The organism is Pseudomonas sp. BMS12 (assembly GCF_001592875.1).
GTDB lineage: Bacteria > Pseudomonadota > Gammaproteobacteria > Pseudomonadales > Pseudomonadaceae > Aquipseudomonas.
In genome coordinates this window covers 238,091-259,824 of record NZ_LSOF01000006.1, presented here as the reverse complement: position 1 = coordinate 259,824, position 21,734 = coordinate 238,091, and the positions used below count along the sequence as shown (strand labels likewise).

Sequence of the window (21,734 nt, the reverse complement as noted above, 5' to 3'; positions counted from 1 at the left end):
GGAGAGTCCGATGCGTGCGATATGGGTGAGCGGTGCGCTGACACTGTTGCTGTGGGCTCAGGGCGCACTGGCCGGCACCGTGCTGGTCGTCGGCGATAGTATCAGCGCCGCTTTGGGCCTGGATACCCGAGTGGGCTGGGTCGCCCTGCTGCAAAAACGCCTCCAGGAGGGCGGTTTTCAGCACCAGGTGGTGAATGCCTCGATCAGTGGCGACACCAGTGCCGGTGGCCTTGCGCGCCTGCCGGCGCTGCTTGCACGGCATTCACCGCAAGTGGTCATTCTCGAACTCGGTGGCAACGATGGCCTGCGCGGCCAGCCGCCGGCGCAATTGCAACAGAATCTTGCGTCTATGGTTCAACAGTCGCAGCAGGCAGGGGCCAAGGTACTGATTCTGGGAATGCAACTGCCACCGAACTACGGGCAGCGCTACACCCAGGCGTTCGCCAAGATCTACAGCGACCTGGCGAACGCTCGGCAGCTGCCATTGGTGCCGTTTTTCCTCGAGGGAGTCGGTGGTGTGCCGGGGATGATGCAGGCGGACGGCATTCACCCGGGCGCCGCGGCGCAGCAGCGCTTGCTGGACAATGTCTGGCCAAGCCTGGAACCGCTGCTCTGAGCCTTCCCCGCCTGCGACCTTTCGGCTATCGTGGCGGCCCTGCCTCGGAGCTCTGAATGCCGCGCCACGCCTGGTCCCTGTTCGCTTATCAGTTGATCGTCCCGGACGACCAACTGGATCTGTTCGCCTGCCGCGAGGCCAAGGTGCATCTGGTGGCGCGGCAGCTCGAGTTGGGTGGCTTCGCTGACCGTACTCTGTGTGGCGGCTTGCTGCCTGCCGCGCCGGTGATGCGTGAAGTGGATCGGACTGGGTTGCGTGACAAGCGTCTGTGCCCCGTTTGCCGCAACGTTCTCGACGCTCAGCGGCGCGGTGAGCGGTCAATCTGGTCGGGCGCCTGAGGCCTCCCGGCGCCAGCAGGGCCGGTGTACAATCGCCGTTTATTTCATTCGCTATTGCCAGCAAGGATCTACCGATGTTGTCGCGTGTCCGTTTCCTGTGCCTCGCCAGCCTGATTGTCGCTGGCCCGGCCACCGCGCTTGAGCTGCCTCTGCCACCTCTTGGCGAGGATATCGTGGGTCAAATCCAGGTGATCAAGGCCCGTTATGAGGACACTTTCGCCGACCTCGGCTCTGCCAACGATCTGGGATATCTGGAAATGGTGGCAGCCAACCCGGGTGTGGATCCCTGGTTACCGGGCGAGGGCGCCGAAGTCATTCTGCCAACCCGGTTCATCCTGCCGCCTGGTCCGCGCGAAGGCATTGTGATCAACCTGGCCGAGTACCGCCTTTATTACTTTCCGAAAGGACAGAACGTAGTTCATACCTTTCCTCTGGGCATCGGTCGTGAGGGCTGGGGGTCGCCCATCGCGCACACTACTATTGTTGCCAAGACGCCGAATCCAGGCTGGACACCTCCAGCCTCCATTCGGGCCGAACACGCGGCTGAGGGGGATCCGCTTCCTGCCTATGTGCCACCAGGGCCGGATAATCCTCTGGGGCCGTTCAAGTTCACGCTGGGCACTCCCGGCTACCTGATCCACGGTTCAAACAAGAAGTTCGGCATCGGCATGCGCGTCAGCCATGGCTGCTTCCGCATGCTCAATCACAATGTGCTGACTCTGGCGAAGATCGCTCCGGTCGGGACTTCTGTCCGGATCGTCAATGAGCCGTACAAGTTCGGTGTCAGTGCCGGGAAAGTCTATCTAGAGGCGCATGCGCCGTTGAGCGATACCGGCGAGCCTTCTGTTGTCGACAAGCACACTGCGGTGATCAACGCGCTACTCAAGCGTGACGAACTGGCGGGTAGCATGCGACTTGATTGGGACATGGTGCGCGAAGTAGTGGCCGCCGAAGATGGCTTGCCTATAGAAATTGCCGTACCAGAGCAGGCCTTGGCCAACCAAGAAGTTCCACTGGACATTTAATGGGTTAAAGAGAAACCCGCCGACCAGGAATGGTCGGCGGGTTTTTTATTGCCATAGAAAATTCAGGCAATAAAAAAGCCGACCCGGTAATCGGGTCGGCTTTTCAAAGCCTTGGCAAGTAATTACTTGCGGCTGGCTTTTTCCAGCATGCGCAGAGCGCGCTCGTTGGCTTCGTCAGCAGTCATCTGAGCCTTCTGAGCAGCAGCCAGAGCCTCGTCAGCCTTGCGGTAGGCTTCGTCTGCACGAGCTTGAGCGCGGGCAGCGGCGTCTTCGGTAGCGGTCAGACGAGCTTCGGTTTCTTTGGACATGCTGCTGCAACCGGTAGCCAGTACTGCGGCCAGGGCCAGAGCAGAGAGTTTCAGAACGTTGTTCATCGTGTTCCCCTTAAGGTGGACTTTCCATGAAAGGCAATTTCCCGAGTGTGAGAAATTAGCCGGGCACATACTACCCATTACTTCTAGTAAGTAAACTGAGCCAACGCAAGTCCCAGCACTTTTTTTTCAGGGCGCGTGCGTGGCGGTCTTTTTTGTTTAAAAAACATACAGATCTGTTGCGGTTGCCGAGGCTCTTTGTACTTGCCGACGGTGCAGCTGACCTTCTGTTACGTGGATGGCACAAAGCCAGCCTGTTAAGATCGGCGCCAGAAAATTGTCCGTAGCTGTATAACAAGGATGTCTAGATGTCGAAACTCATCAAGTGGGGTCTTCTACTTGTCCTAGTTGTTGCGTTGCTGATCAAGGCCTCGCTATGGCTGTCGGTACGCTCGATCATGAATGATGCAGTGGCCAAGCTCTCACCGGTCATGCAGATCAGTTATCAGGGCATTACTTCCTCGTTCGATGGCCGGGTTGGCGTGGAAGGGCTCAGAGCCCGTCTGCCGATGTTTCGCGATGAAGTACGCGTCGCCCATGCCGAGCTGCAGTTCAAAGGACTGCGAGACCTGTTGGCATTCAAGGAGAGACTGGCCGAAGGCAAGTTTCCGGAGCAGATGGCGGTCAATCTCAAGGGGCTCGAGGTGGATGTGCACGGGCCGCTGATGGAAATGATCCATAGCGTGCCGCAGGAAAAGAACCTGCAGACGGCCGTGACCAGCGTCGCCTGCGGTCGCTCCAGCATGATCGGTGTCGACGAGCTTTTGGATATGGGCTACCGGACTCTGGAGACGGACGGCCATTTCTCCTATCTGTTCCAGCCGGGCGCGCAAACCCTGACTTTCAACCTGAATGCCGACACCCGCGACATGGGGGATTATCGCGTCAGCTTCTCGTTGGCCAACATGTCGGAAAAGCCAGGTGACTTGCGGGTAAATCCGCCGCGGGTGTCGAGCATCACCCTGGAGTTCAACGACAACCAGTACCTGCGCAAGGTCAACGAGTACTGTGCTGGCAAGCTCGGCCAATCACAGGAGGCCTATCTGCAAACGGCCATCGAGCATCTCGACAGCTCGCTCAAGGCGCAGCGCATAGCCCTCGATCCAACACTTCTGGAGGCAATGAAGACCTACTATGCGGATCCGCAGGCATTGCGTGTGGAGCTCAATCCAAGCGAGGGCATGACCTGGGATGGCCTGGAGTTTTTCGAGGCGGCTGATGTGATTTCCATGCTGCAGCCTGTTCTGCTGGTCAACCAGCAGGCAGTGGAACCTCTGGCCTTCTCCTGGGTCGATCCGACAGTCGTTGCTCCGGTGGGGGCGAACGAACTGGTGCGCGCAGAGGTACAACCAGAGCAGAAGCCAGCGCAATACGAGTTCGTCAGCGTCGCGAGCCTTTCCGAGTACGCTGGTAAGCGGCTACAGTTCATTACCTATGATGGCACCTACTATCAGGGTGTGTTGCACAAGGTACAGAACGGCAAGGCTTTCCTCAGTGTCCAGTTTGGAACGGGTTCGGCCGAAATGTTTCTTCGCCTTGAAAAGATCGATAAGGTAAGGGTTCTGTTGTAAACCCCATTTAGGAGATGAAATGAGCGAAGGGCTGTCCATCCACCACGACCAGGCGGGTCACCAATTCGAGGCCGTCGTCGATGGCCACCGCGCCTATCTGGCCTACATGGATCTGGGCAAGCAGACGCTCGATATCTACCGGACATTCGTTCCCAATGCGCTGCGCGGCCAAGGTATAGCTGCGGCGCTGACCGAGCAGGCTCTGGAATATGCCGAAGCAATGGGCTACACGGTAATTCCGTCCTGCTCCTACGTGGAGCGCTACCTGGAGCGCCGTCAGCGGCACCAGGCCAAACACTGATGTAGTGCGCTAACAAAAACGCCGGGCAATGCCCGGCGTTTTCATTTTGGTCCCGCTTAGCCGCGCTGACGCTTGGGCAGTACATCCTTGAGCTTGGCGTGCATGCTGCGCAGGGTCTTCTCGGTGGCGTCCCAGTCGATGCAGGCATCGGTGATGGAAACACCATACTTGAGGTCGCAGAGATCCTTGGGGATCGATTGGCTGCCCCAGCCCAGATGGCTTTCGACCATCAAGCCGACAATGGAGTTGTTGCCTTCGAGGATCTGGTTGGCAACGTTCTCCATGACCAGGGGCTGTAGGGCCGGGTCCTTGTTGGAGTTGGCGTGACTGCAGTCGACCATGATGTTTGGCCGGATCTTCGCTTTGGCCAGCTCCTGCTCGCACACCGCAACGCTGACTGAGTCGTAGTTGGGCTTGCCGTTGCCGCCGCGCAGCACCACATGGCCGTAGGCATTACCCTTGGTGGTGACGATGGATACGCCGCCTTCCTGGTTGATGCCGAGGAAACGGTGCGGGCTGGAAACCGACTGCAGGGCGTTGATCGCTACGGTCAGGCCACCATCGGTGCCATTCTTGAAGCCCACTGCGGAGGATAGGCCAGAGGCCATTTCCCGGTGGGTCTGGGATTCTGTGGTGCGCGCGCCGATGGCCGACCAGCTGATCAGGTCCTGCAGGTATTGCGGGGAAATCGGGTCCAACGCCTCGGTAGCCGTCGGCAGCCCCATCTCCGCCAAATCGAGCAGCAGTTTGCGGCCGATATGCAGTCCGTCCTGAATCTTGAACGAGTCATCCAGATAAGGATCGTTGATCAGGCCCTTCCAGCCTACGGTAGTGCGCGGCTTCTCGAAGTACACGCGCATGACCAGGAACAGGCTGTCCGACACTTCGGCAGCGAGCACCTTGAGACGCTCGGCATACTCGTGAGCGGCCTTGATATCGTGGATGGAGCAGGGTCCGACCACTACGAACAGGCGGTGATCCTTGCCGTCCAGAATGTCTCGAACGACTTGGCGGCCGTGGGCGACTGTGTGCTGGGCGGCTTCGGTCAGGGGAATTTCGCGCTTGAGCTGCGCCGGAGTGATCAGGGTTTCGTTGGAGGAAACGTTTAGATCGTCGATCGGTAAATCAGCCATCGTGGTACTCATCAGGTCACGGGAGCCGAGCGCCTCTGGCGGGCGAAATCTATGGGCGCAGCGGGGGGAAAGAACCTTAACGCGTTCCGGGGCGCCTAGACAATGGGCGTGCTAGTGGAAATGACTGCTGGGAAAGTCGGCGGCGTGCATCGATATCCACTCCCGGGCGATCGTTTCGAGCTCCTGCGGGCAACCCAGCTCCTGCTCGCGCTGATGTCGGTAGTGTTCGATCTGACAGACCTGTTCGACCATGCGGGCGCGAAACAGGGTGTCTTCATCAATGAAGGCGATACCTACCAGATAACCTTCGCTGAGTTTGCGGCACCAGGCGACTACCCCGGGGTAGCGAGCCTGCTCGCCTAGCAGTGGGATGCGCAGCTCAACGGCTGTGCCTTTGCGAAACCCCTTGTCAGAATTGCATGCAACTCCACCGAGGCTGATATTGTGCAGCCTCTGCCTGGGCAGAAAGGCATGCTTGCGTTGCACCAACTCCACAGGCATATCACTTGGGTGACGCAGAAAACGACGCATTTCGAATACTCCGGATGCCATCCCTTTGACATCGCTACTGAACAGTATAGTGCCCAGTCTTGACCTGACGGACTTCGACGCTGATCGTCGATTGCTCGATCTGCCTGGCAGATCCCTGCTCATATTCACGAGCACAGGCTGTGCCAGTTGTCGCTGGGCTCGTCGTGAGCTGCCTGTAATGCCGCTGCCAGTCGAGCGACTGTGCTGGGTAGATGCCGGCGACAACGGTGGCTTGGTACAGCGCTATGGCGTTTTTCACCTGCCTAGCCTGTTTCTGATAGAAGACGGCCAATTTCTTGGCGCGGTGCAGTCCCGTTTGCACCTGCCCGAACTGTCCAGGGCATTGGAACAGGCCCGGGCCCGTGAACCCGAAGAGTTACCTTGATGCAGGAATCCCCACGTCCACGTATCGGCATCGTCGGTACGGGTGCCATTGGTGGCTTTTATGGCCTGATGCTGGCCCGTGCCGGCCATGACGTGCATTTTCTCCTGCGCAGCGAGTACGCGGCCGTAGCCGAGCAGGGGCTGCGCCTGAACAGCGCGGTGCATGGCCTGCTGCACCTGCAGCCCGTGCAGGCCTGGAACAGTGTCGAGGAGATGCCGCCCTGTGATTGGCTGCTGGTAGGCGTCAAAACCACCAGTAACGCCGAACTGGCACCGCTCATCTCTCGCGTGGCAGCGCCGAATGCCAAGGTAGTGCTGCTGCAGAATGGTCTTGATGTTGAGGAGCAATTGCGGCCCCTGTTGCCGGAGTCGCTGCACCTGCTTGGCGGGCTCTGTTTTATCTGCACGCATCGCAGTGCCCCTGGCGTGATTGAGCACCAGGCGCTCGGAGCGATCAATCTGGGCTACCACTCCGGGCCGGGTGGCTCGCAAGAAAGCGGGCAAAGCCTGGTGGAAGAGGGTGTGGCGCTGTTCCGCTCGGCTGGCGTGGACTCTACCGCGATGCCTGACCTGGCCCAGGCCCGCTGGCAGAAGTTGGTCTGGAACGTACCCTATAACGGTCTGTCGGTACTGCTCGATAGCGGCACCAGCAAGCTGATGGCCAGTGCCGACAGTCGTAGCCTGATCGGCGATCTGATGCAGGAGGTCGTGCAGGGTGCTGCCGCATGTGGCCACAGATTGCCGCAGGACTACCCGCAACAGCTGCTGGCAGCCACCGAGCGCATGCCCGGCTACCTGCCGAGCATGTACCATGATTTCGCCCACAAGCGCCCGCTTGAGCTCGAAGCCATCTACGAGGCGCCTCTCGCGGCGGCTGCCGCTGCAGGGTGTGAACTGCCAAAAATGCGCATGTTGCTGCAGGCGCTGCGTTTCCTTGACGCGAACTGAGGTGATTCATGGGCAAGGGACTGGGTGACAAGCTGGTGCTGGCGATTTCCTCGCGGGCGTTGTTCGACCTGAGCGAAAGTCATCGCATCTATGAGAGCGAGGGCGTCGAGACCTATCGCCAGTACCAGATCGATCATGAGGACGAGGTGCTGGCGCCAGGAGATGCGTTTCCGCTGGTGCAGAAGCTGCTGAGCCTCAACGCGCGACTGGAGCGGGCACGCGTCGAGGTTGTGCTGGTCTCGCGCAACAGCGCCGATACTGGACTGCGGGTCTTCAACTCTATCCAGCACTACGGCCTGGGTATTTCTCGGGCCGCTTTCGTTGGTGGTCGCAGTCCCTATCCTTATTTGGCCGCCTTTGGCAGTCATCTATTTCTCTCCACACATGCTGAGGATGTGCGCAGCGCCCTCGACGCGGGCTTTGCCGCGGCGACTATCCTCTCGGGCGGCGCGCATCGGGCGGCCAGTGGTGAGCTGCGTTTTGCCTTCGATGGGGATGCCGTGCTGTTCTCCGACGAGTCCGAGCGTGTCTACCAGAGTGGCGGGCTCGAGGCATTCCAGAGCCATGAGAAGGCCTCGGCGCGCGAGCTGCTCGGTGGCGGTCCGTTCAAGCCCTTCCTCTATGCCCTCAATCGTTTGCAGCGCGAGTTTGCCGAGGAGCTCTGCCCGATCCGCACCGCGCTGGTTACCGCGCGCTCGGCGCCGGCCCACGAACGGGTGATCCGAACCTTGCGCGAATGGGATATCCGCCTGGACGAGTCGCTGTTCCTCGGCGGCCTGGACAAGGCGGCTTTTCTCGAAGCCTTCGCCGCCGACGTGTTCTTCGACGATCAGCCCGGGCACTGCGAGAAGGCGCGTGAGGTCGTGGCCACCGGCCACGTGCCGCACGGTGTAAGCAACGAGCTGTTGCCCTAGCGCCGGGCAAGGCGCTGCTAAGCTCACAACAGGGCCGCTAGCGGGAAGTCTTGGAGGCCATATGTTGCGTTCGATTCTCTATGCCACCGACCTGGGGCTTTACGCACCTTATGTGCTGCAGCATGCGTTGGCCCTGGCGCGGGCCTTCAGCGCCGAGCTTTATGTGGTGCATGCGGTCGAGCCGCTGGGGCTGTTCGCCGAGTCGGTGCTGCAAACCTATCTGGACGAGAGCACGTTGCAGGAGCTGCGCAGCAAGGGTCTTGCCACGGTGATGGCCAGTATCGAGCAGCGTGTGCTGGAAGGTTTCTGCGACGAAATGGGCGAGGCCCGTCAGGACCTGCAGATGATCCGCAACGTGCGGGTTGCGCAGGGTGACCCGGCCCAGGTGATTCTCGAAGAGGCGCGGAAACTCGGGGTCGATCTGCTGGTCGTAGGGAGTCACAGCCATGGTGCCGCTCAGGATGTTCCGCTGGGTCGGACGGCCGCGCGTCTGCTGCAGCTTTCGGAAACGCCGGTATACCTGGTGCCCATGTTGCAGCACCGCTGAGCCAGGCTTATCGCCAGCCGTTAGACGAACGGCATGCACGGCTCAGGAAATCGTCTAGCTTTAAACTTCAAACCACTAATATGGTTATATGGCTGCGCTGTGAAATTCAGCCAGCGACTATCTGCTTTGAGGGATACCTATGAAGCTGCAGCAATTGCGCTACATCTGGGAAGTGGCGCACCACGATCTCAATGTCTCTGCCACCGCGCAGAGCCTCTACACCTCGCAGCCCGGCATCAGCAAGCAGATCCGCCTGCTCGAAGACGAACTCGGCGTCGAAGTATTCGCCCGCAGCGGCAAGCACCTGACCCGCGTGACCCCCGCCGGCGAGCGGATCATCACCACTGCCGGGGAAATCCTGCGCAAGGTCGAGAGCATCAAGCAGATTGCCCAGGAGTTCTCCAACGAGAAGAAGGGCACCCTTTCCATCGCCACCACACACACACAGGCCCGCTATGCGCTGCCGCCGGTGATCAGCAGCTTCATCAAGCAATACCCGGAAGTCGCCCTGCACATGCACCAGGGCACGCCGATGCAGATCGCCGAAATGGCGGCCGATGGCACCGTGGATTTCGCCATCGCCACCGAGGCGCTGGAGCTGTTCGGCGATCTGGTGATGATGCCGTGCTATCGCTGGAACCGCTGCGTGATCGTGCCCCAGGGCCACCCGCTGACCAAGTTGCCGAAGCTGAGTCTGGAGGCCCTGGTGGAACACCCTCTCGTCACCTATGTGTTCGGCTTCACCGGCCGCTCCAAGCTGGACGAGGCCTTCAGCCACAGGGGGCTGACGCCCAAGGTGGTGTTCACCGCCGCCGACGCCGACGTGATCAAGACCTATGTGCGCCTGGGGCTGGGCGTGGGTATCGTGGCGCGCATGGCAGTGGATGAGAAACTCGACAGCGATCTGGTGGTGCTGGACGCCAGTGATCTGTTCGAGCCGAGTGTGACCAAGATCGGTTTCCGTCGTGGCACCTTCCTGCGTGGCTTCATGTGCGACTTCATCGAGAAGTTCGCTCCGCACCTGACTCGCGAGGTCATGAGCAAGGCGGTGCAGTGTCACAGCAAGGGGGAGTTGGACGAGTTATTCGAGGGTGTGGATCTGCCAACCCACTGATCCAATGACAAAGAGCCCGGCTAATGCCGGGCTCTTTGTGTCAGCTCTTGGCAATCACGTTGCCAGCATGCAGACCGCACTCTTTCTGGGTTTCCTCTTCCCACCACCAGCGGCCTTCGCGCTCGTGCTGATTCGGAAGCACGGGGCGTGTGCAGGGCTCACAGCCGATGCTGATGAAACCGCGCTCATGCAGGCTGTTGTAGGGTAATTCGAGCATGCGGATGTAGGCCCAGACCTCTTCGCTGCTCATCTGTGCGAGCGGGTTGAACTTGTACAGCGGCTTGTCCGGTGTGGAGAAGGCGCTATCGACCTCGATCACGTTTACATGGCTGCGGGTGCCGGGGCTTTGGTCGCGCCGCTGGCCGGTGGCCCAGGCGGAGACCGTACTCAGCTTGCGCTTGAGCGGTTCGATCTTGCGGATGCCACAGCATTCGCCATGGCCGTCCTTGTAGAAGCTGAACAGGCCTTTTTCGCGCACCAGTTCCTGCAGTTTTTCCGCGTCCGGGCTCATGACCTCGATGGCGATGCCGTAGTGCTCGCGTACCTTTTCCAGAAAGCGATAGGTTTCCGGGTGCAGTCGGCCGGTGTCCAAGGTGAAGACCTTGACCTGTTTGTTGATCTTCCAGGCCATGTCCAGGAGGACCACATCCTCAGCGCCGCTGAAGGAAATCCACAGGTCGTCACCAAAATGTTCAAAAGCCAGTTTGAGGATTTCCTGTGGGGACTTGCTGGCGTAGCTCGCCGCCATTTCGGCGGCATTGAAGATCGGGCTCATCGGGCGGGCTTCCTGGTCGGCGGCGCTGAAGCGCTCTGTGGTCGGCGATGTTAACAAAGATGCCGATATGCGGATAAATAACTAAATAAGAGTTCGACTGTTGTGTTCAGGTATAAGTGCTGCGTTGCACAGCTCTCAGGGACTCGCTAGAGTGCCGGCTCACTTCTCACAGACCACTAGGAGTCACCCGTGGAAATCGCCTGCCTCGACCTCGAAGGTGTACTGGTTCCGGAAATCTGGATCGCCTTCGCCGAAAAAACCGGAATCGAAGCGCTCAAGGCCACTACCCGGGACATTCCCGATTACGACGTGCTGATGAAGCAGCGCCTGCGCATTCTCGACGAGCATGGCCTGAAGCTGGCGGATATCCAGGAAGTGATCGCCACCCTCAAGCCGCTGGATGGCGCCGTCGAATTCGTCGATTGGCTGCGTGAGCGCTTCCAGGTGGTGATTCTCTCCGACACCTTCTACGAGTTTTCCCAGCCGCTGATGCGTCAGCTGGGCTTCCCGACGCTGCTGTGCCACAAGCTGATCACCGACGAAACAGATCGTGTCGTCAGCTATCAGCTGCGCCAGAAAGACCCCAAGCGTCAGTCGGTGATTGCCTTCAAGAGCCTGTACTACCGCGTGATTGCCGCCGGCGACTCGTACAACGACACCACCATGCTCAGCGAAGCGCATGCCGGCATCCTGTTCCATGCCCCGGAAAACGTGATTCGCGAGTTCCCGCAGTTCCCGGCGGTACACACCTACGAAGACCTCAAACGCGAGTTCATCAGGGCGTCGAATCGCGAGCTGAGTCTGTAAGGTTTCGCTCAAGCCAAAGGCCCGCATCAGCGGGCCTTTTCGTTTCTGCTGTGGACTACAGGGCTTCCAGGGTCTTGAGTAGCACCTTCACCTTGGTGATGGATTCCTGATACTCGGCCTGCCAGTCGGAGTCCGCGACTATGCCGCCGCCGCCCCAGCAGCTGACGCGACCATCCTTGACCAGCAAGCTGCGGATGGCGATGGAGCTGTCCAGTTCGCCGCGCACGTCCAGATAGAGCAGGGAGCCGCAGTACAGGCCGCGCCGAGTCGGTTCCAGCTCATCGATGATCTGCATCGCGCGGATCTTCGGGGCGCCGGTGATGGAGCCGCCGGGGAAGCTCCCGGCCAGCAGGTCCAGCGCATCCTTGTCGGGCGCCAGCTCGGCGGTCACGGCGCTGACCAGGTGGTGCACATTGGGATAGCTTTCCAGGGCGAACAGCTCCGGCACCCGTACCGAGCCGATACGGCAGCTGCGGCTCAGATCGTTGCGCAGCAGATCGACGATCATCAGGTTCTCGGCCCTGTCCTTGGCGCTGCTCAGCAGCTCCTCGGCCTGCTTGCGATCTTCGTGGGCGGTAATACCGCGCGCTCGGGTACCTTTGATCGGACGGGTCTCCACGCGTCCCTGGCTGACCTTGAGAAAACGCTCGGGCGACAGACTCAGGATGGCGTTGCCGTTCTCCAGGCTCTGAAAGCCCGAGAACGGGGTAGGGCAGGCCCTGCGCAGGGCCAGGTAGGCGGCCCATGGATCGCCGGCGCAAGGGGCCTGGAAGCGCTGTGCGTAGTTCACCTGATAGCAATCGCCCGCACTGATATAGGCCTGGATGCGTTCGATGGCCTGGCGATAGGTGCCTGCATCCTGATCGGCCTGGAACGGCTCTAGCAGGTGGAATGCGGCAGTGGCCTGGTCGGCCGGTACCTCGAACAGGGCGATTAGCCGCTGCCGCTCGCCGAGCTCCAGGCTGGGGTGGAATACCAGCTGGCTGGTCTGACGCTGGTGATCGCTGATCAGCGCCCAGGCGTATAGGCCAAGGCGGGCGTCTGGAAGCTGCAAATCATCGTGGGCCTGCTGGGGTAAGGCCTCCAGGTGACGACCGAAGTCATAGGCGAGGTATCCCAGCAGGCCGCCGGTGAAGGGCAGTTCGCAACCCGCGGGTGCCTCGCCATGGCCAAGCTGGGCCAGCCCCTGACGCAAGCGCTGGAAGAATCCGTTGGCATCTTCTCCCGCCTGAACCTCATACACGGCTTGCGGCCAGGCGCTGAGCAGGTCGTAGCGCCCGCGCTCGGCATGCGGATGGCCAGCGTCCAGCAATACGGCGTCAGGTGCCTGGCGAATGACGGCGAAATACTCGGTCGGGTCTGCCCGATAAGGCAGTGGGTGGAGTTGGCAGATGCTCATGGTGGCAGGGCGCGATATGGGAAGCCGATTGTAGGGTAGCGGCCTTGGCGCTGCCCAACGAAAAAGCCCGGCCGGAGCCGGGCTTTTCCAGGGGAACGTATCAGTCGTTGTGGCTCTTGATGTGGCCGAACAGTTGTTGGGAGAAGCGTACGCGCTCCTCGGCAGACTCCTGCACGCCACTCTTCGCCAGCTCGGCGATATGTGCCTCTACCGCATGGGCGCGATGAGTCAGGCCGCAATCGTTGGCAATCTGGATATTCAGCCCGGGACGGGCATTGAGCTCCAGAATCAGCGGGCCCTTCTCAATGTCCAGCACCATGTCGACACCGATATAACCCAGGCCGCACAGCTCATAGCAACCGGCAGCGAGCTTCATGAAGCCGTTCCAGTTGGGCAGCTGTACGCCGTCCACCGAGTTGGTGGTATCCGGGTGCTTCCTGATCTTGTTGTTCAGCCAGGTGCCGCGCAGGGTAAGCCCGGTAGCCAGGTCGACACCTACACCGATGGCGCCCTGGTGCAGGTTGGCCTTGCCGTTGGACTGGCGGGTTGGCAGGCGCAGCATGGCCATCACCGGGTAGCCCATCAGCACGATGATGCGGATGTCCGGTACACCTTCGTAGCTGATGCTCTTGAAGATCGGGTCCGGGGTCACTCGGTACTCGATCAGGGCGCGGTCGCGATGGCCGCCCAGGGAGTACAGGCCGGTGAGGATGCTGGAAATCTGATGCTCGATTTCCTCGTGAGTGATGATCTTCCCAGAGACGGTCTTGTAGCGCTCCTCGAAGCGGTCGGCGACCACCAGGATGCCGTCGCCGCCAGCGCCCTGAGCGGGCTTGATGACGAAGTCGCTGCGCCCGCCAATGATCTCGGAGAGTTTGTCGATCTCTTTCTCGGTGGAGATGATGCCGTACATCTCCGGCACATTGATGCCGGCGGCCAGGGCCCGTTCCTTGGTGATGATCTTGTCATCGACAATCGGGTACAGGTGGCGCTTGTTGTACTTCAGCACGTAGTCCGCATTGCGCCGGTTGATCCCCATGATGCCTTTGGCTTCCAGGGCCTTCCACGTCTTGATCATGCCAAACATGGCTCAGTCCTTCAGAAAGGCTTTGAAGCGGAACAGTTCGGTCAGGCGATAGCCGCGATAACGGCCCATGGCCAACATGAAACCCACCAGGATCAGCAGCACGGCCGGGAAGGTGAACACGAAGTAGCTCAGCTGCGGCACGCTCATCAGCAAGTGCGCCAGCGATGCGGCAAACAGGGTGCCGATGGCCACTTTCATCGCGTGGCTGCCGCCGCGCTCTTCCCAGGTGATCGACAGGCGTTCGATGGTCATGGTCAGGATCACCATCGGGAACAATGCAACCGACAGACCGCGTTCAAGCCCCAGTTTGTGGCTGAGCAGGCTGATGGTGGCAATCAGCATCACCACAAAGGTCAGCACTACCGAGAGGCGTGGCAGCATCTGCAGTTTCAGGTGCTCGAGGTAGGAGCGCAGCATCAGGCCAAGCGCCGTGATGATGGTGAAGAACATGATTCCGTAGCCCAGCTGCATTTCGCGGAAGGCCAGGGCGATCAGTACCGGTGTGAAGGTGCCGAGGGTCTGCAGGCCGATCAGGTTGCGCAGCACCAGAATGACCAGTACGCCGATGGGGATCATCACCATGATGATGAAGGTCTGCTGGGTCTGCAGCGGCAGGCCGTACAGGGAGTATTCGAGGAAGTCGACGTCGGTGTTTTCGTCGGTCAGCTTGGCCAGGCGGATGGCGTTCATTTCGCTGTTGTTCAGGGTGAAGCTGACCTGCGGCTTCTTGCCGCCATCAATGCTGATCAGCGGCTCGTCACCCGTCCACCACACCACGCGGTCCGCCGGCAAACCCTGCTGGCCGCTTTCCGGATTGAAGTACAGCCAGTTCTCGCCATTGAAGCTGCGCAGCCACAGCTCGGGGCTTTGCTGGATATCGCTGGCCAGGCGGATGGTGTGCACGCGCTCCATTGGCACATGGGCGATGGAGAGCAGAAGATCGATAACCTTGGCCTTGTTGGCCGAGGAGGTGTCGCCGCCAAGCAGCAGCTTGACGTTGTCGTCATTGACGTTGTTAACCCGCTTGATGGCTTCGCTGATGAAGGTCTCGACGTCGGCCGAGTGCTGGCGAATGGGGGCGAGCAGGGCTTCGGCGGCAATCTTCTCGGGGCCTTCCACTTCGATGCTGTCGCGGAAGATCGGGCCCTTGGCCTTGGCCGGCTCGCCGCTGTAGCGCTTGGTCAGCACCAGGCGGTAATAGAGAGTCTGCTTGCCGTTGGCACGGCGGGCCGACCAGGTCAGCTTGCGGTTGCCGTCGACGCGATTGACGCTCACGCCATAGTTGTTGGAGATGAAGCTCTCGTTGAGGCTTACATAGTCCTGGTTCAGCGGCGGCACGAACATCTGCACCTTGACCGGCTCGCGCGGGCTCGCCTGGAACTCGATCTTGGCGTCGATGTTCCACAGGTCGTCAGTCTCGTCTTCGGTCACCGGGATGCCGAGGATGAAGATCTGGTAGGCCGTGACCAGAATGCCCAGCGCCACCAGGAGGGTGATGAGGACTTTCAGATGCAGGTTGAGAGAGCGCATGAGAGTTACTCGGCAGAGTTTGCGTCAGGGTTACAGCCGGGTTTGCCGGCGGCGTATTTGAGGCTGGGGTCAACCACCGCGCCGAGGCGCTTGAGCGCTTCGGAGCCGATCAGCAGCGGGTACTGGAACGCGCTGCGGTCGGTCAGGTTGACCTCAATGGTGTGATGAGTCTTGCCCATGCACACCGGTAGTTCGATTACTGGGCGTGCGGTATAGCTCTTGCCGCTATCCGCATCATAGTCGCCAGCGCGACGCTTGATCTTGCTGATGCGGGCCAGTGGCCGCTCGATAGGCTTTTCGTGGGCATCATCGATGGCCAGGTAGAAGCGTACCCAGGTCTCGCCGTCACGCTTGAAGCGCTCGATGTCGCGGGCACTGAGCGACGCGGTCTTGGCTCCGGTGTCCAGTTTGGCGGCAACTTCGATGTCGAGATCGTCCAGGCTGACGTATTCGTTCAGACCATAGACGGTCTTGTCGGCGGCAGAAGCCAGGCCGGGAAGAAGGCTGCAGCTGAGCAGGAGGACGGAGGGCTTGAGTCGCATAAATCCTTGTACGGTCGCGTCGTCGGGGCGGCAGCGGGGTGAAACAGCCGGCAGCTGCAGTCTAGCAGGGCAGGTGCGGGCGGCATTCTAGCATGGGCTTTTTCTGCCGTAACAGCAGCTTAGGAGCGTTTCTGCAGGTTGCTTCGGCGATCATGTATTGACAGCGCCTCCTTAGCGATTGTCGACAATTAGGATCTACGAGATTGACCAGTGTGCTTTCTAGGCGTATTTTTCGCCAAAAGAAAAACCATGTGTCGACAATATGCCAGAGCATCTCGAAATAAGCAGCGTCCTCCAGGACGACCCCGAAACGCTTTCCGAGCACGTGTTTCGCAGCATCCAGGCGGCCATCGTGCGCGGCGACATTCCGCCCGGCAGCAAGATTTCCGAGCCCGAACTGGCCCGTACCTACGGCATCAGTCGCGGCCCTCTGCGTGAAGCTATTCACCGCCTGGAAGGACAGAAGCTGTTGGTGCGCGTGCCGCATGTCGGCGCACGGGTGGTGTCGCTCAGCCATGCCGAGCTGATTGAGCTCTACGAGATTCGCGAATCGCTGGAGGGCATGGCCTGCCGCCTGGCTGCCGAGCGCATGAGTCCGGCGGAAATCGACGAGCTGCGCAGGGTGCTCGATCTGCACGAGCAGGATGCCGCCTTCAAGGCTGGCGTCGGTTACTACCAGCAGGAAGGCGACTTCGACTTCCACTACCGCATCATCCAGGGCAGCGGTAACCAGACCCTGACCCGCATGCTGTGCGGCGAGCTGTATCAACTGGTGCGCATGTATCGGCTGCAGTTTTCCGCTACCCCCAACCGTCCGCATCAGGCTTTCGCCGAGCACCACCGCATTCTCGATGCCATCACCGAGCGCGATGGCGAGCTGGCGGAGCTGTTGATGCGTCGGCATATCGCCGCATCCAAACGCAATATCGAACGCCATTACCTGGCCTCGCAGCAGGCCGGGCAGGGCGCTGCCGTCAAACCGTCCAAATCCAGAGGTGAGTCATGACCCAAGCCACTCCAGGCCAGCGTTTCCGCGATGCGATCGCCGCCGAGCACCCGCTGCAAGTGATCGGCGCGATCAATGCCAACCATGCGCTGCTGGCCAAGCGCGCCGGCTTCAAAGCCATCTACCTGTCCGGTGGTGGTGTCGCGGCCGGTTCCCTGGGCCTGCCGGACCTGGGCATCAACACACTGGACGACGTGCTCACCGACGTACGCCGCATCACCGATGTCTGCGACTTGCCGCTGCTGGTGGATATCGACACCGGCTTCGGTCCTAGCGCCTTCAATATCGAGCGCACCATCAAGAACCTGATCAAGGCCGGCGCTGCTGCCGCGCATATCGAGGATCAGGTTGGCGCCAAGCGCTGCGGCCACCGTCCGGGCAAGGAGATCGTCTCCTGCGAGGAAATGGTCGACCGCGTGCGCGCGGCAGCCGATGCCAAGACCGACCCGAACTTCTTCCTGATCGCCCGTACCGACGCCATCCAGGCCGAGGGCGTGGACGCCGCCATCGAGCGTTGCCAGCGCTACGTCGAGGCCGGTGCCGATGGCATCTTCGCCGAGGCTGCCTATGACCTGCCGACCTACAAGCGTTTCGTCGATGCACTGAAGGTGCCGGTGCTGGCCAATATCACCGAATTTGGCGCCACGCCGCTGTTCACCCGCGACGAGCTGGCCTCGGTCGGTGTGGCCATCCAGCTCTACCCGCTGTCGGCCTTCCGCGCCGCCAACAAGGCGGCGGAAAGTGTCTACACCTCGATTCGCCAGAACGGCCATCAGAAAGACGTCATCGAGCTGATGCAGACTCGCGCCGAGCTGTACGACCGCATCGGCTACCACGCCTTCGAGCAGAAGCTCGACGCGCTGTTCGCCGCCGGCAAGAAATGATCGGGATGCGGGCCTGAAGGCCCGCACACAACAAGAAAGTATCCGACCGAATAGATGAGGAGATCGCGATGAGCGCCACCGAGACCACTACTCCGGGCTTCAAGCCGAAGAAATCCGTCGCGCTGAGCGGCACCGCTGCCGGCAATACCGCCCTGTGCACTGTCGGCCGCACCGGCAACGACCTGCATTACCGTGGCTATGACGTGCTCGACTTCGCCAACCGCTGCGAATTCGAGGAAATCGCCCACCTGCTGGTGCACGGCAAGCTGCCCAATGTCGCCGAGCTGGCTGGCTACAAGGCCAAGCTCAAGGCCCTGCGTGGCATCCCGGCGGCGCTCAAGGCGTCCCTCGAACAACTGCCGCCATCCGCCCACCCGATGGACGTGATGCGCACCGCCGTGTCGGTGCTGGGCTGCGTGTCCCCGGAGAAGGAAGACCACAACCACCCGGGCGCTCGCGATATCGCTGACAAGCTGATGGCCTCGTTGGGTTCCGCGCTGCTGTACTGGTACCACTTCAGCCACAACGGCAGGCGCATCGATGTGGAAACCGATGACGACTCCATCGGCGGCCACTTCCTGCACCTGCTGCACGGCGAGAAACCGCGCGAGTCCTGGGTGCGCGCCATGCACACCTCACTCAATCTGTACGCCGAACATGAGTTCAACGCCTCCACCTTCACCTCGCGGGTGATCGCCGGCACCGGCTCCGACATGTACTCCTGCATCGCCGGCGCCATCGGCGCGCTGCGCGGGCCGAAGCACGGCGGCGCCAACGAGGTGGCCTTCGAGATCCAGAAGCGCTACGACAACCCGGACGAGGCCGAGGCCGATATCCGCGCCCGCGTCGAGAAGAAGGAGGTGGTGATCGGCTTCGGTCACCCGGTGTACACCGTGGCCGATCCGCGCAACAAGGTGATCAAGGAAGTCGCTCGCGAGCTGTCCGCCGAGCAGAACAACAGCAAGATGTTCGATATCGCCGAGCGCCTGGAAACCATCATGTGGGACATCAAGAAGATGTTCCCCAACCTCGATTGGTTCAGCGCCGTCAGCTACCACATGATGGGCGTGCCCACCGCCATGTTCACCCCGCTGTTCGTCATCGCCCGCACCTCCGGCTGGTCCAGCCACGTGATCGAGCAACGCATCGACGGCAAGATCATCCGCCCGAGCGCCAACTACGTCGGTCCTGAAGACCTCAAGTTCGTGCCGCTCAAGGATCGTAAATGACCATGAACACTCAATATCGCAAGAACCTGCCCGGCAGCGTGCTGGACTACTTCGACACCCGCGAGGCGGTGGATGCCATCGCTCCCGGTGCCTACGCCAAGCTGCCTTATGTCTCTCGCGTGCTTGCCGAACAACTGGTGCGCCGCTGTGATCCCGCGCTGCTGAGTGATGCGCTCAAGCAGCTGATCGAGCGCAAGCGTGACCTGGACTTCCCCTGGTATCCGGCCCGCGTGGTCTGCCACGACATTCTCGGCCAGACCGCGCTGGTCGACCTGGCCGGCCTGCGCGACGCCATCGCCGAGCAGGGCGGTGACCCGGCCAAGGTCAACCCGGTGGTGCCGACCCAGCTGATCGTCGACCATTCGCTGGCCGTGGAGTTCGCCGGTTTCGATCCGGATTCGTTCGACAAGAACCGCGCCGTCGAGGAGCGCCGCAACGAGGATCGCTTCCACTTCATCGAGTGGACCAAGACCGCTTTCAAGAACGTCGATGTGATCCCTGCCGGCAACGGCATCATGCACCAGATCAACCTGGAGAAGATGAGCCCGGTGATCCAGGCTCGCGATGGCGTAGCGTTCCCCGACACCTGTGTCGGCACCGACAGTCACACCCCGCACGTCGACGCCCTGGGCGTGATCGCCATCGGTGTGGGTGGCCTGGAGGCGGAAACCGTGATGCTCGGTCGCGCCTCGATGATGCGCCTGCCTGACATCGTCGGCGTACAGCTCACCGGCAAACGCCAGCCCGGCATCACCGCCACCGACATCGTCCTGGCGCTCACCGAGTTCCTGCGCAAGGAGCGCGTGGTCGGTGCCTGGGTCGAGTTCTTCGGCGAGGGCGCAGACAGCCTGTCCATCGGCGACCGCGCGACGATCTCCAACATGTGCCCGGAATACGGTGCTACGGCCGCGATGTTCTACATCGACCAGCAGACCATCGACTACCTCAAACTCACCGGTCGCGAGCCGGAGCAGGTGGCGCTGGTCGAGCACTATGCCAAGACCACCGGTCTGTGGGCCGATGCGCTGGTGACGGCCGAGTACGAGCGGGTGCTGAGCTTCGACCTAAGCACTGTGGTGCGCAACATGGCCGGCCCGTCCAACCCGCACAAGCGCCTGCCGACTTCCGCACTGCATGAGCGTGGTATCGCTGATGAAGCCAAGCTGCAGGCCGGCAAGGCCGAGGAGGCTCAGGGCCTGATGCCCGATGGCGCGGTAATCATCGCCGCCATCACCAGCTGCACCAATACGTCCAACCCGCGCAACGTGGTCGCCGCCGGCCTGCTGGCGAAGAAGGCCAACGCGCTGGGCCTGCTGCGCAAGCCCTGGGTCAAGACCTCCTTCGCGCCAGGCTCCAAGGTTGCCAAGCTGTATCTGGAAGAGGCCGGCCTGCTGAGCGAACTGGAGCAGCTGGGTTTCGGCATCGTCGCCTACGCCTGCACCACCTGCAACGGCATGTCCGGCGCACTGGACCCGGCAATCCAGCAGGAAATCATCGACCGCGACCTGTACGCCACGGCCGTGCTGTCCGGCAACCGCAACTTCGACGGGCGCATCCATCCCTACGCCAAGCAGGCCTTCCTGGCTTCGCCGCCGCTGGTGGTGGCCTATGCCATTGCCGGCACCGTGCGCTTCGATATCGAGCAGGACGTGCTGGGCCATGACCAGGCCGGCAACCCGGTGACCCTGAAGGACCTGTGGCCGAGCGACGAGGAAATCGACGCGATCGTGGCGTCTGCGGTGAAGCCGGAGCAGTTCCGTCAGATCTACATCCCGATGTTCGATCTGGGCGCCGTGACTGAGGCCGAGAGCCCGCTGTACGACTGGCGTCCGATGTCCACCTACATCCGCCGCCCGCCGTACTGGGAGGGCGCGCTGGCCGGTGAGCGTACGCTCAAGGGCATGCGCCCGCTGGCGGTGCTGCCGGACAACATCACCACCGACCACCTGTCGCCGTCCAACGCCATCCTGATGGATTCGGCCGCTGGCGAGTACCTGCACAAAATGGGTTTGCCGGAGGAGGACTTCAACTCCTACGCCACCCACCGCGGCGACCACCTGACGGCCCAGCGCGCGACCTTCGCCAACCCCCAGCTGGTCAACGAGATGGCCGTAGTAGACGGCCAGGTGAAGAAAGGCTCGCTGGCTCGTGTCGAGCCGGAAGGCAAGGTCATGCGCATGTGGGAAGCCATCGAAACCTACATGGAGCGCAAGCAGAACCTGATCATCGTGGCTGGTGCCGATTACGGCCAGGGCAGCTCGCGCGACTGGGCGGCCAAGGGCGTGCGCCTGGCCGGTGTCGAAGTGATTGCCGCCGAAGGCTTCGAGCGCATCCATCGCACCAACCTGATCGGCATGGGCGTACTGCCGCTGGAGTTCAAGCCGGGCACCACGCGCCTGACCCTGGGTATCGACGGCACCGAGAGCTACGACGTGATCGGTGAGCGCACGCCGCGCGCCACGCTGACTCTGGTGATCAATCGCCGTAACGGCGAACGTGTCGAAGTGCCCATGACCTGCCGCCTGGACAGCGACGAAGAAGTGCTGATCTACGAGGCCGGCGGCGTGCTGCAACGTTTCGCCCAGGACTTCCTGGAAGCGAGCGCGGCGGTTTAAGCCCCTGTTGTCCCCGCGCAAGCGGGGACCCAGGTGTGAACTCCCACAGAGCCAAGGCAACACTTTA

At 61.3% G+C, this 21,734-nt stretch carries 23 protein-coding genes; 15 read left to right on the top strand and 8 right to left on the bottom strand.

Features of this window, described 5'->3' with window-relative positions:
- Nucleotides 1-10 precede the first annotated feature (10 nt).
- From AYB31_RS07265 to AYB31_RS07255, 3 genes are all read left to right on the top strand, one after another.
- A complete protein-coding gene (locus AYB31_RS07265) occupies nucleotides 11-616 on the top strand; it encodes an arylesterase (protein ID WP_068827229.1) in 606 nt (201 codons plus the stop codon).
- 56 nt (nucleotides 617-672) lie between these two features.
- Entirely contained in the window at nucleotides 673-954 is a 282-nt protein-coding gene (locus tag AYB31_RS07260) for a hypothetical protein (RefSeq protein WP_068827227.1), read from the top strand.
- Between the two features lie 74 nt (nucleotides 955-1,028).
- On the top strand, nucleotides 1,029-1,979 hold the full coding sequence (locus AYB31_RS07255; RefSeq protein ID WP_068827225.1) for a L,D-transpeptidase family protein: 951 nt from the start codon (nucleotides 1,029-1,031) through the stop codon (nucleotides 1,977-1,979).
- A gap of 122 nt (nucleotides 1,980-2,101) precedes the next feature.
- Here AYB31_RS07255 and oprI read toward each other — a convergent pair whose 3' ends face one another.
- Nucleotides 2,102-2,353 (bottom strand): outer membrane lipoprotei OprI, encoded by a 252-nt coding sequence (oprI, locus tag AYB31_RS07250; protein WP_068827223.1) that lies wholly within the window; start codon nucleotides 2,351-2,353, stop codon nucleotides 2,102-2,104.
- 305 nt (nucleotides 2,354-2,658) lie between these two features.
- Between oprI and AYB31_RS07245 the strand changes: the two genes are divergently transcribed.
- Nucleotides 2,659-3,921 carry a hypothetical protein gene (locus tag AYB31_RS07245; RefSeq protein WP_068827221.1) on the top strand — a complete coding sequence of 421 codons (1,263 nt, stop codon included), beginning with the start codon at nucleotides 2,659-2,661 and terminating at the stop codon, nucleotides 3,919-3,921.
- Nucleotides 3,922-3,940: 19 nt separating this feature from the next.
- Nucleotides 3,941-4,222 (top strand): GNAT family N-acetyltransferase, encoded by a 282-nt coding sequence (locus AYB31_RS07240; RefSeq protein ID WP_068827220.1) that lies wholly within the window; start codon nucleotides 3,941-3,943, stop codon nucleotides 4,220-4,222.
- 56 nt (nucleotides 4,223-4,278) lie between these two features.
- Here the strand turns inward: AYB31_RS07240 and AYB31_RS07235 are convergent, their stop codons facing one another.
- On the bottom strand, nucleotides 4,279-5,355 hold the full coding sequence (locus AYB31_RS07235; protein ID WP_068827218.1) for a 3-deoxy-7-phosphoheptulonate synthase: 1,077 nt from the start codon (nucleotides 5,353-5,355) through the stop codon (nucleotides 4,279-4,281).
- A 111-nt stretch (nucleotides 5,356-5,466) separates the two neighbouring features.
- Nucleotides 5,467-5,886, bottom strand: coding sequence for a PilZ domain-containing protein (locus AYB31_RS21090; protein ID WP_082805237.1), 420 nt, complete (start codon nucleotides 5,884-5,886; stop codon nucleotides 5,467-5,469).
- Nucleotides 5,887-5,905: 19 nt separating this feature from the next.
- On the opposite strand from AYB31_RS21090, the gene AYB31_RS21975 reads away from it, so the two are divergent.
- The 5 genes from AYB31_RS21975 (at nucleotide 5,906) to cysB (ending at nucleotide 9,793) form a co-directional block, all read left to right on the top strand.
- Entirely contained in the window at nucleotides 5,906-6,271 is a 366-nt protein-coding gene (locus tag AYB31_RS21975; protein ID WP_153020664.1) for a thioredoxin family protein, read from the top strand.
- Nucleotides 6,271-7,218, top strand: a complete 948-nt coding sequence (locus AYB31_RS07220; RefSeq protein ID WP_068827213.1) for a putative 2-dehydropantoate 2-reductase — start codon at nucleotides 6,271-6,273, stop codon at nucleotides 7,216-7,218. The genes AYB31_RS21975 and AYB31_RS07220 overlap by 1 nt, the downstream gene beginning before the upstream one ends.
- Nucleotides 7,219-7,226: 8 nt before the next feature.
- Nucleotides 7,227-8,132, top strand: coding sequence for a 5'-nucleotidase (locus tag AYB31_RS07215; protein WP_068827211.1), 906 nt, complete (start codon nucleotides 7,227-7,229; stop codon nucleotides 8,130-8,132).
- Nucleotides 8,133-8,193: 61 nt separating this feature from the next.
- The gene (locus AYB31_RS07210; protein WP_068827209.1) at nucleotides 8,194-8,679 is read left to right on the top strand and encodes a universal stress protein; all 486 of its coding nucleotides are present in this window, start codon (nucleotides 8,194-8,196) and stop codon (nucleotides 8,677-8,679) included.
- A gap of 139 nt (nucleotides 8,680-8,818) precedes the next feature.
- Entirely contained in the window at nucleotides 8,819-9,793 is a 975-nt protein-coding gene (gene cysB, locus AYB31_RS07205) for an HTH-type transcriptional regulator CysB (protein WP_068827208.1), read from the top strand.
- 40 nt (nucleotides 9,794-9,833) lie between these two features.
- On the opposite strand, the gene AYB31_RS07200 is transcribed toward cysB, so the two are convergent.
- Nucleotides 9,834-10,568: a phosphoadenylyl-sulfate reductase gene (locus AYB31_RS07200; protein ID WP_068827206.1), complete on the bottom strand. Its 735-nt coding sequence runs from the start codon at nucleotides 10,566-10,568 to the stop codon at nucleotides 9,834-9,836.
- Between the two features lie 189 nt (nucleotides 10,569-10,757).
- Here AYB31_RS07200 and thrH point away from each other — a divergent pair, with 189 nt between their 5' ends.
- Nucleotides 10,758-11,375 carry a bifunctional phosphoserine phosphatase/homoserine phosphotransferase ThrH gene (gene thrH, locus AYB31_RS07195; protein WP_068827205.1) on the top strand — a complete coding sequence of 206 codons (618 nt, stop codon included), beginning with the start codon at nucleotides 10,758-10,760 and terminating at the stop codon, nucleotides 11,373-11,375.
- A 55-nt stretch (nucleotides 11,376-11,430) separates the two neighbouring features.
- Here the strand turns inward: thrH and pabB are convergent, their stop codons facing one another.
- The 4 genes from pabB to rloA all read right to left on the bottom strand — a co-directional run bounded on the left by pabB (nucleotide 11,431) and on the right by rloA (nucleotide 15,933).
- Nucleotides 11,431-12,774: an aminodeoxychorismate synthase component I gene (gene pabB / locus AYB31_RS07190; RefSeq protein ID WP_068827203.1), complete on the bottom strand. Its 1,344-nt coding sequence runs from the start codon at nucleotides 12,772-12,774 to the stop codon at nucleotides 11,431-11,433.
- A gap of 100 nt (nucleotides 12,775-12,874) precedes the next feature.
- A complete protein-coding gene (locus AYB31_RS07185; protein ID WP_068827202.1) occupies nucleotides 12,875-13,861 on the bottom strand; it encodes an alpha-L-glutamate ligase-like protein in 987 nt (328 codons plus the stop codon).
- Nucleotides 13,862-13,864: 3 nt separating this feature from the next.
- Nucleotides 13,865-15,391 carry an osmotic stress tolerance membrane protein RloB gene (gene rloB / locus AYB31_RS07180; RefSeq protein ID WP_068827200.1) on the bottom strand — a complete coding sequence of 509 codons (1,527 nt, stop codon included), beginning with the start codon at nucleotides 15,389-15,391 and terminating at the stop codon, nucleotides 13,865-13,867.
- A 5-nt stretch (nucleotides 15,392-15,396) separates the two neighbouring features.
- Nucleotides 15,397-15,933 (bottom strand): retropepsin-like aspartic peptidase RloA, encoded by a 537-nt coding sequence (gene rloA, locus AYB31_RS07175; RefSeq protein ID WP_068827199.1) that lies wholly within the window; start codon nucleotides 15,931-15,933, stop codon nucleotides 15,397-15,399.
- 262 nt (nucleotides 15,934-16,195) lie between these two features.
- Between rloA and AYB31_RS07170 the strand changes: the two genes are divergently transcribed.
- From AYB31_RS07170 to acnD, 4 genes are all read left to right on the top strand, one after another.
- The gene (locus AYB31_RS07170; protein WP_068827198.1) at nucleotides 16,196-16,939 is read left to right on the top strand and encodes a GntR family transcriptional regulator; all 744 of its coding nucleotides are present in this window, start codon (nucleotides 16,196-16,198) and stop codon (nucleotides 16,937-16,939) included.
- Nucleotides 16,936-17,823: a methylisocitrate lyase gene (gene prpB / locus AYB31_RS07165; protein WP_068827196.1), complete on the top strand. Its 888-nt coding sequence runs from the start codon at nucleotides 16,936-16,938 to the stop codon at nucleotides 17,821-17,823. Before AYB31_RS07170 ends, prpB begins: the two co-directional genes overlap by 4 nt.
- A gap of 68 nt (nucleotides 17,824-17,891) precedes the next feature.
- A complete protein-coding gene (prpC, locus tag AYB31_RS07160) occupies nucleotides 17,892-19,052 on the top strand; it encodes a bifunctional 2-methylcitrate synthase/citrate synthase (RefSeq protein ID WP_068827194.1) in 1,161 nt (386 codons plus the stop codon).
- 2 nt (nucleotides 19,053-19,054) lie between these two features.
- Nucleotides 19,055-21,667 carry a Fe/S-dependent 2-methylisocitrate dehydratase AcnD gene (gene acnD / locus AYB31_RS07155; protein WP_068827311.1) on the top strand — a complete coding sequence of 871 codons (2,613 nt, stop codon included), beginning with the start codon at nucleotides 19,055-19,057 and terminating at the stop codon, nucleotides 21,665-21,667.
- The last annotated feature ends 67 nt before the right edge of the window (nucleotides 21,668-21,734 follow it).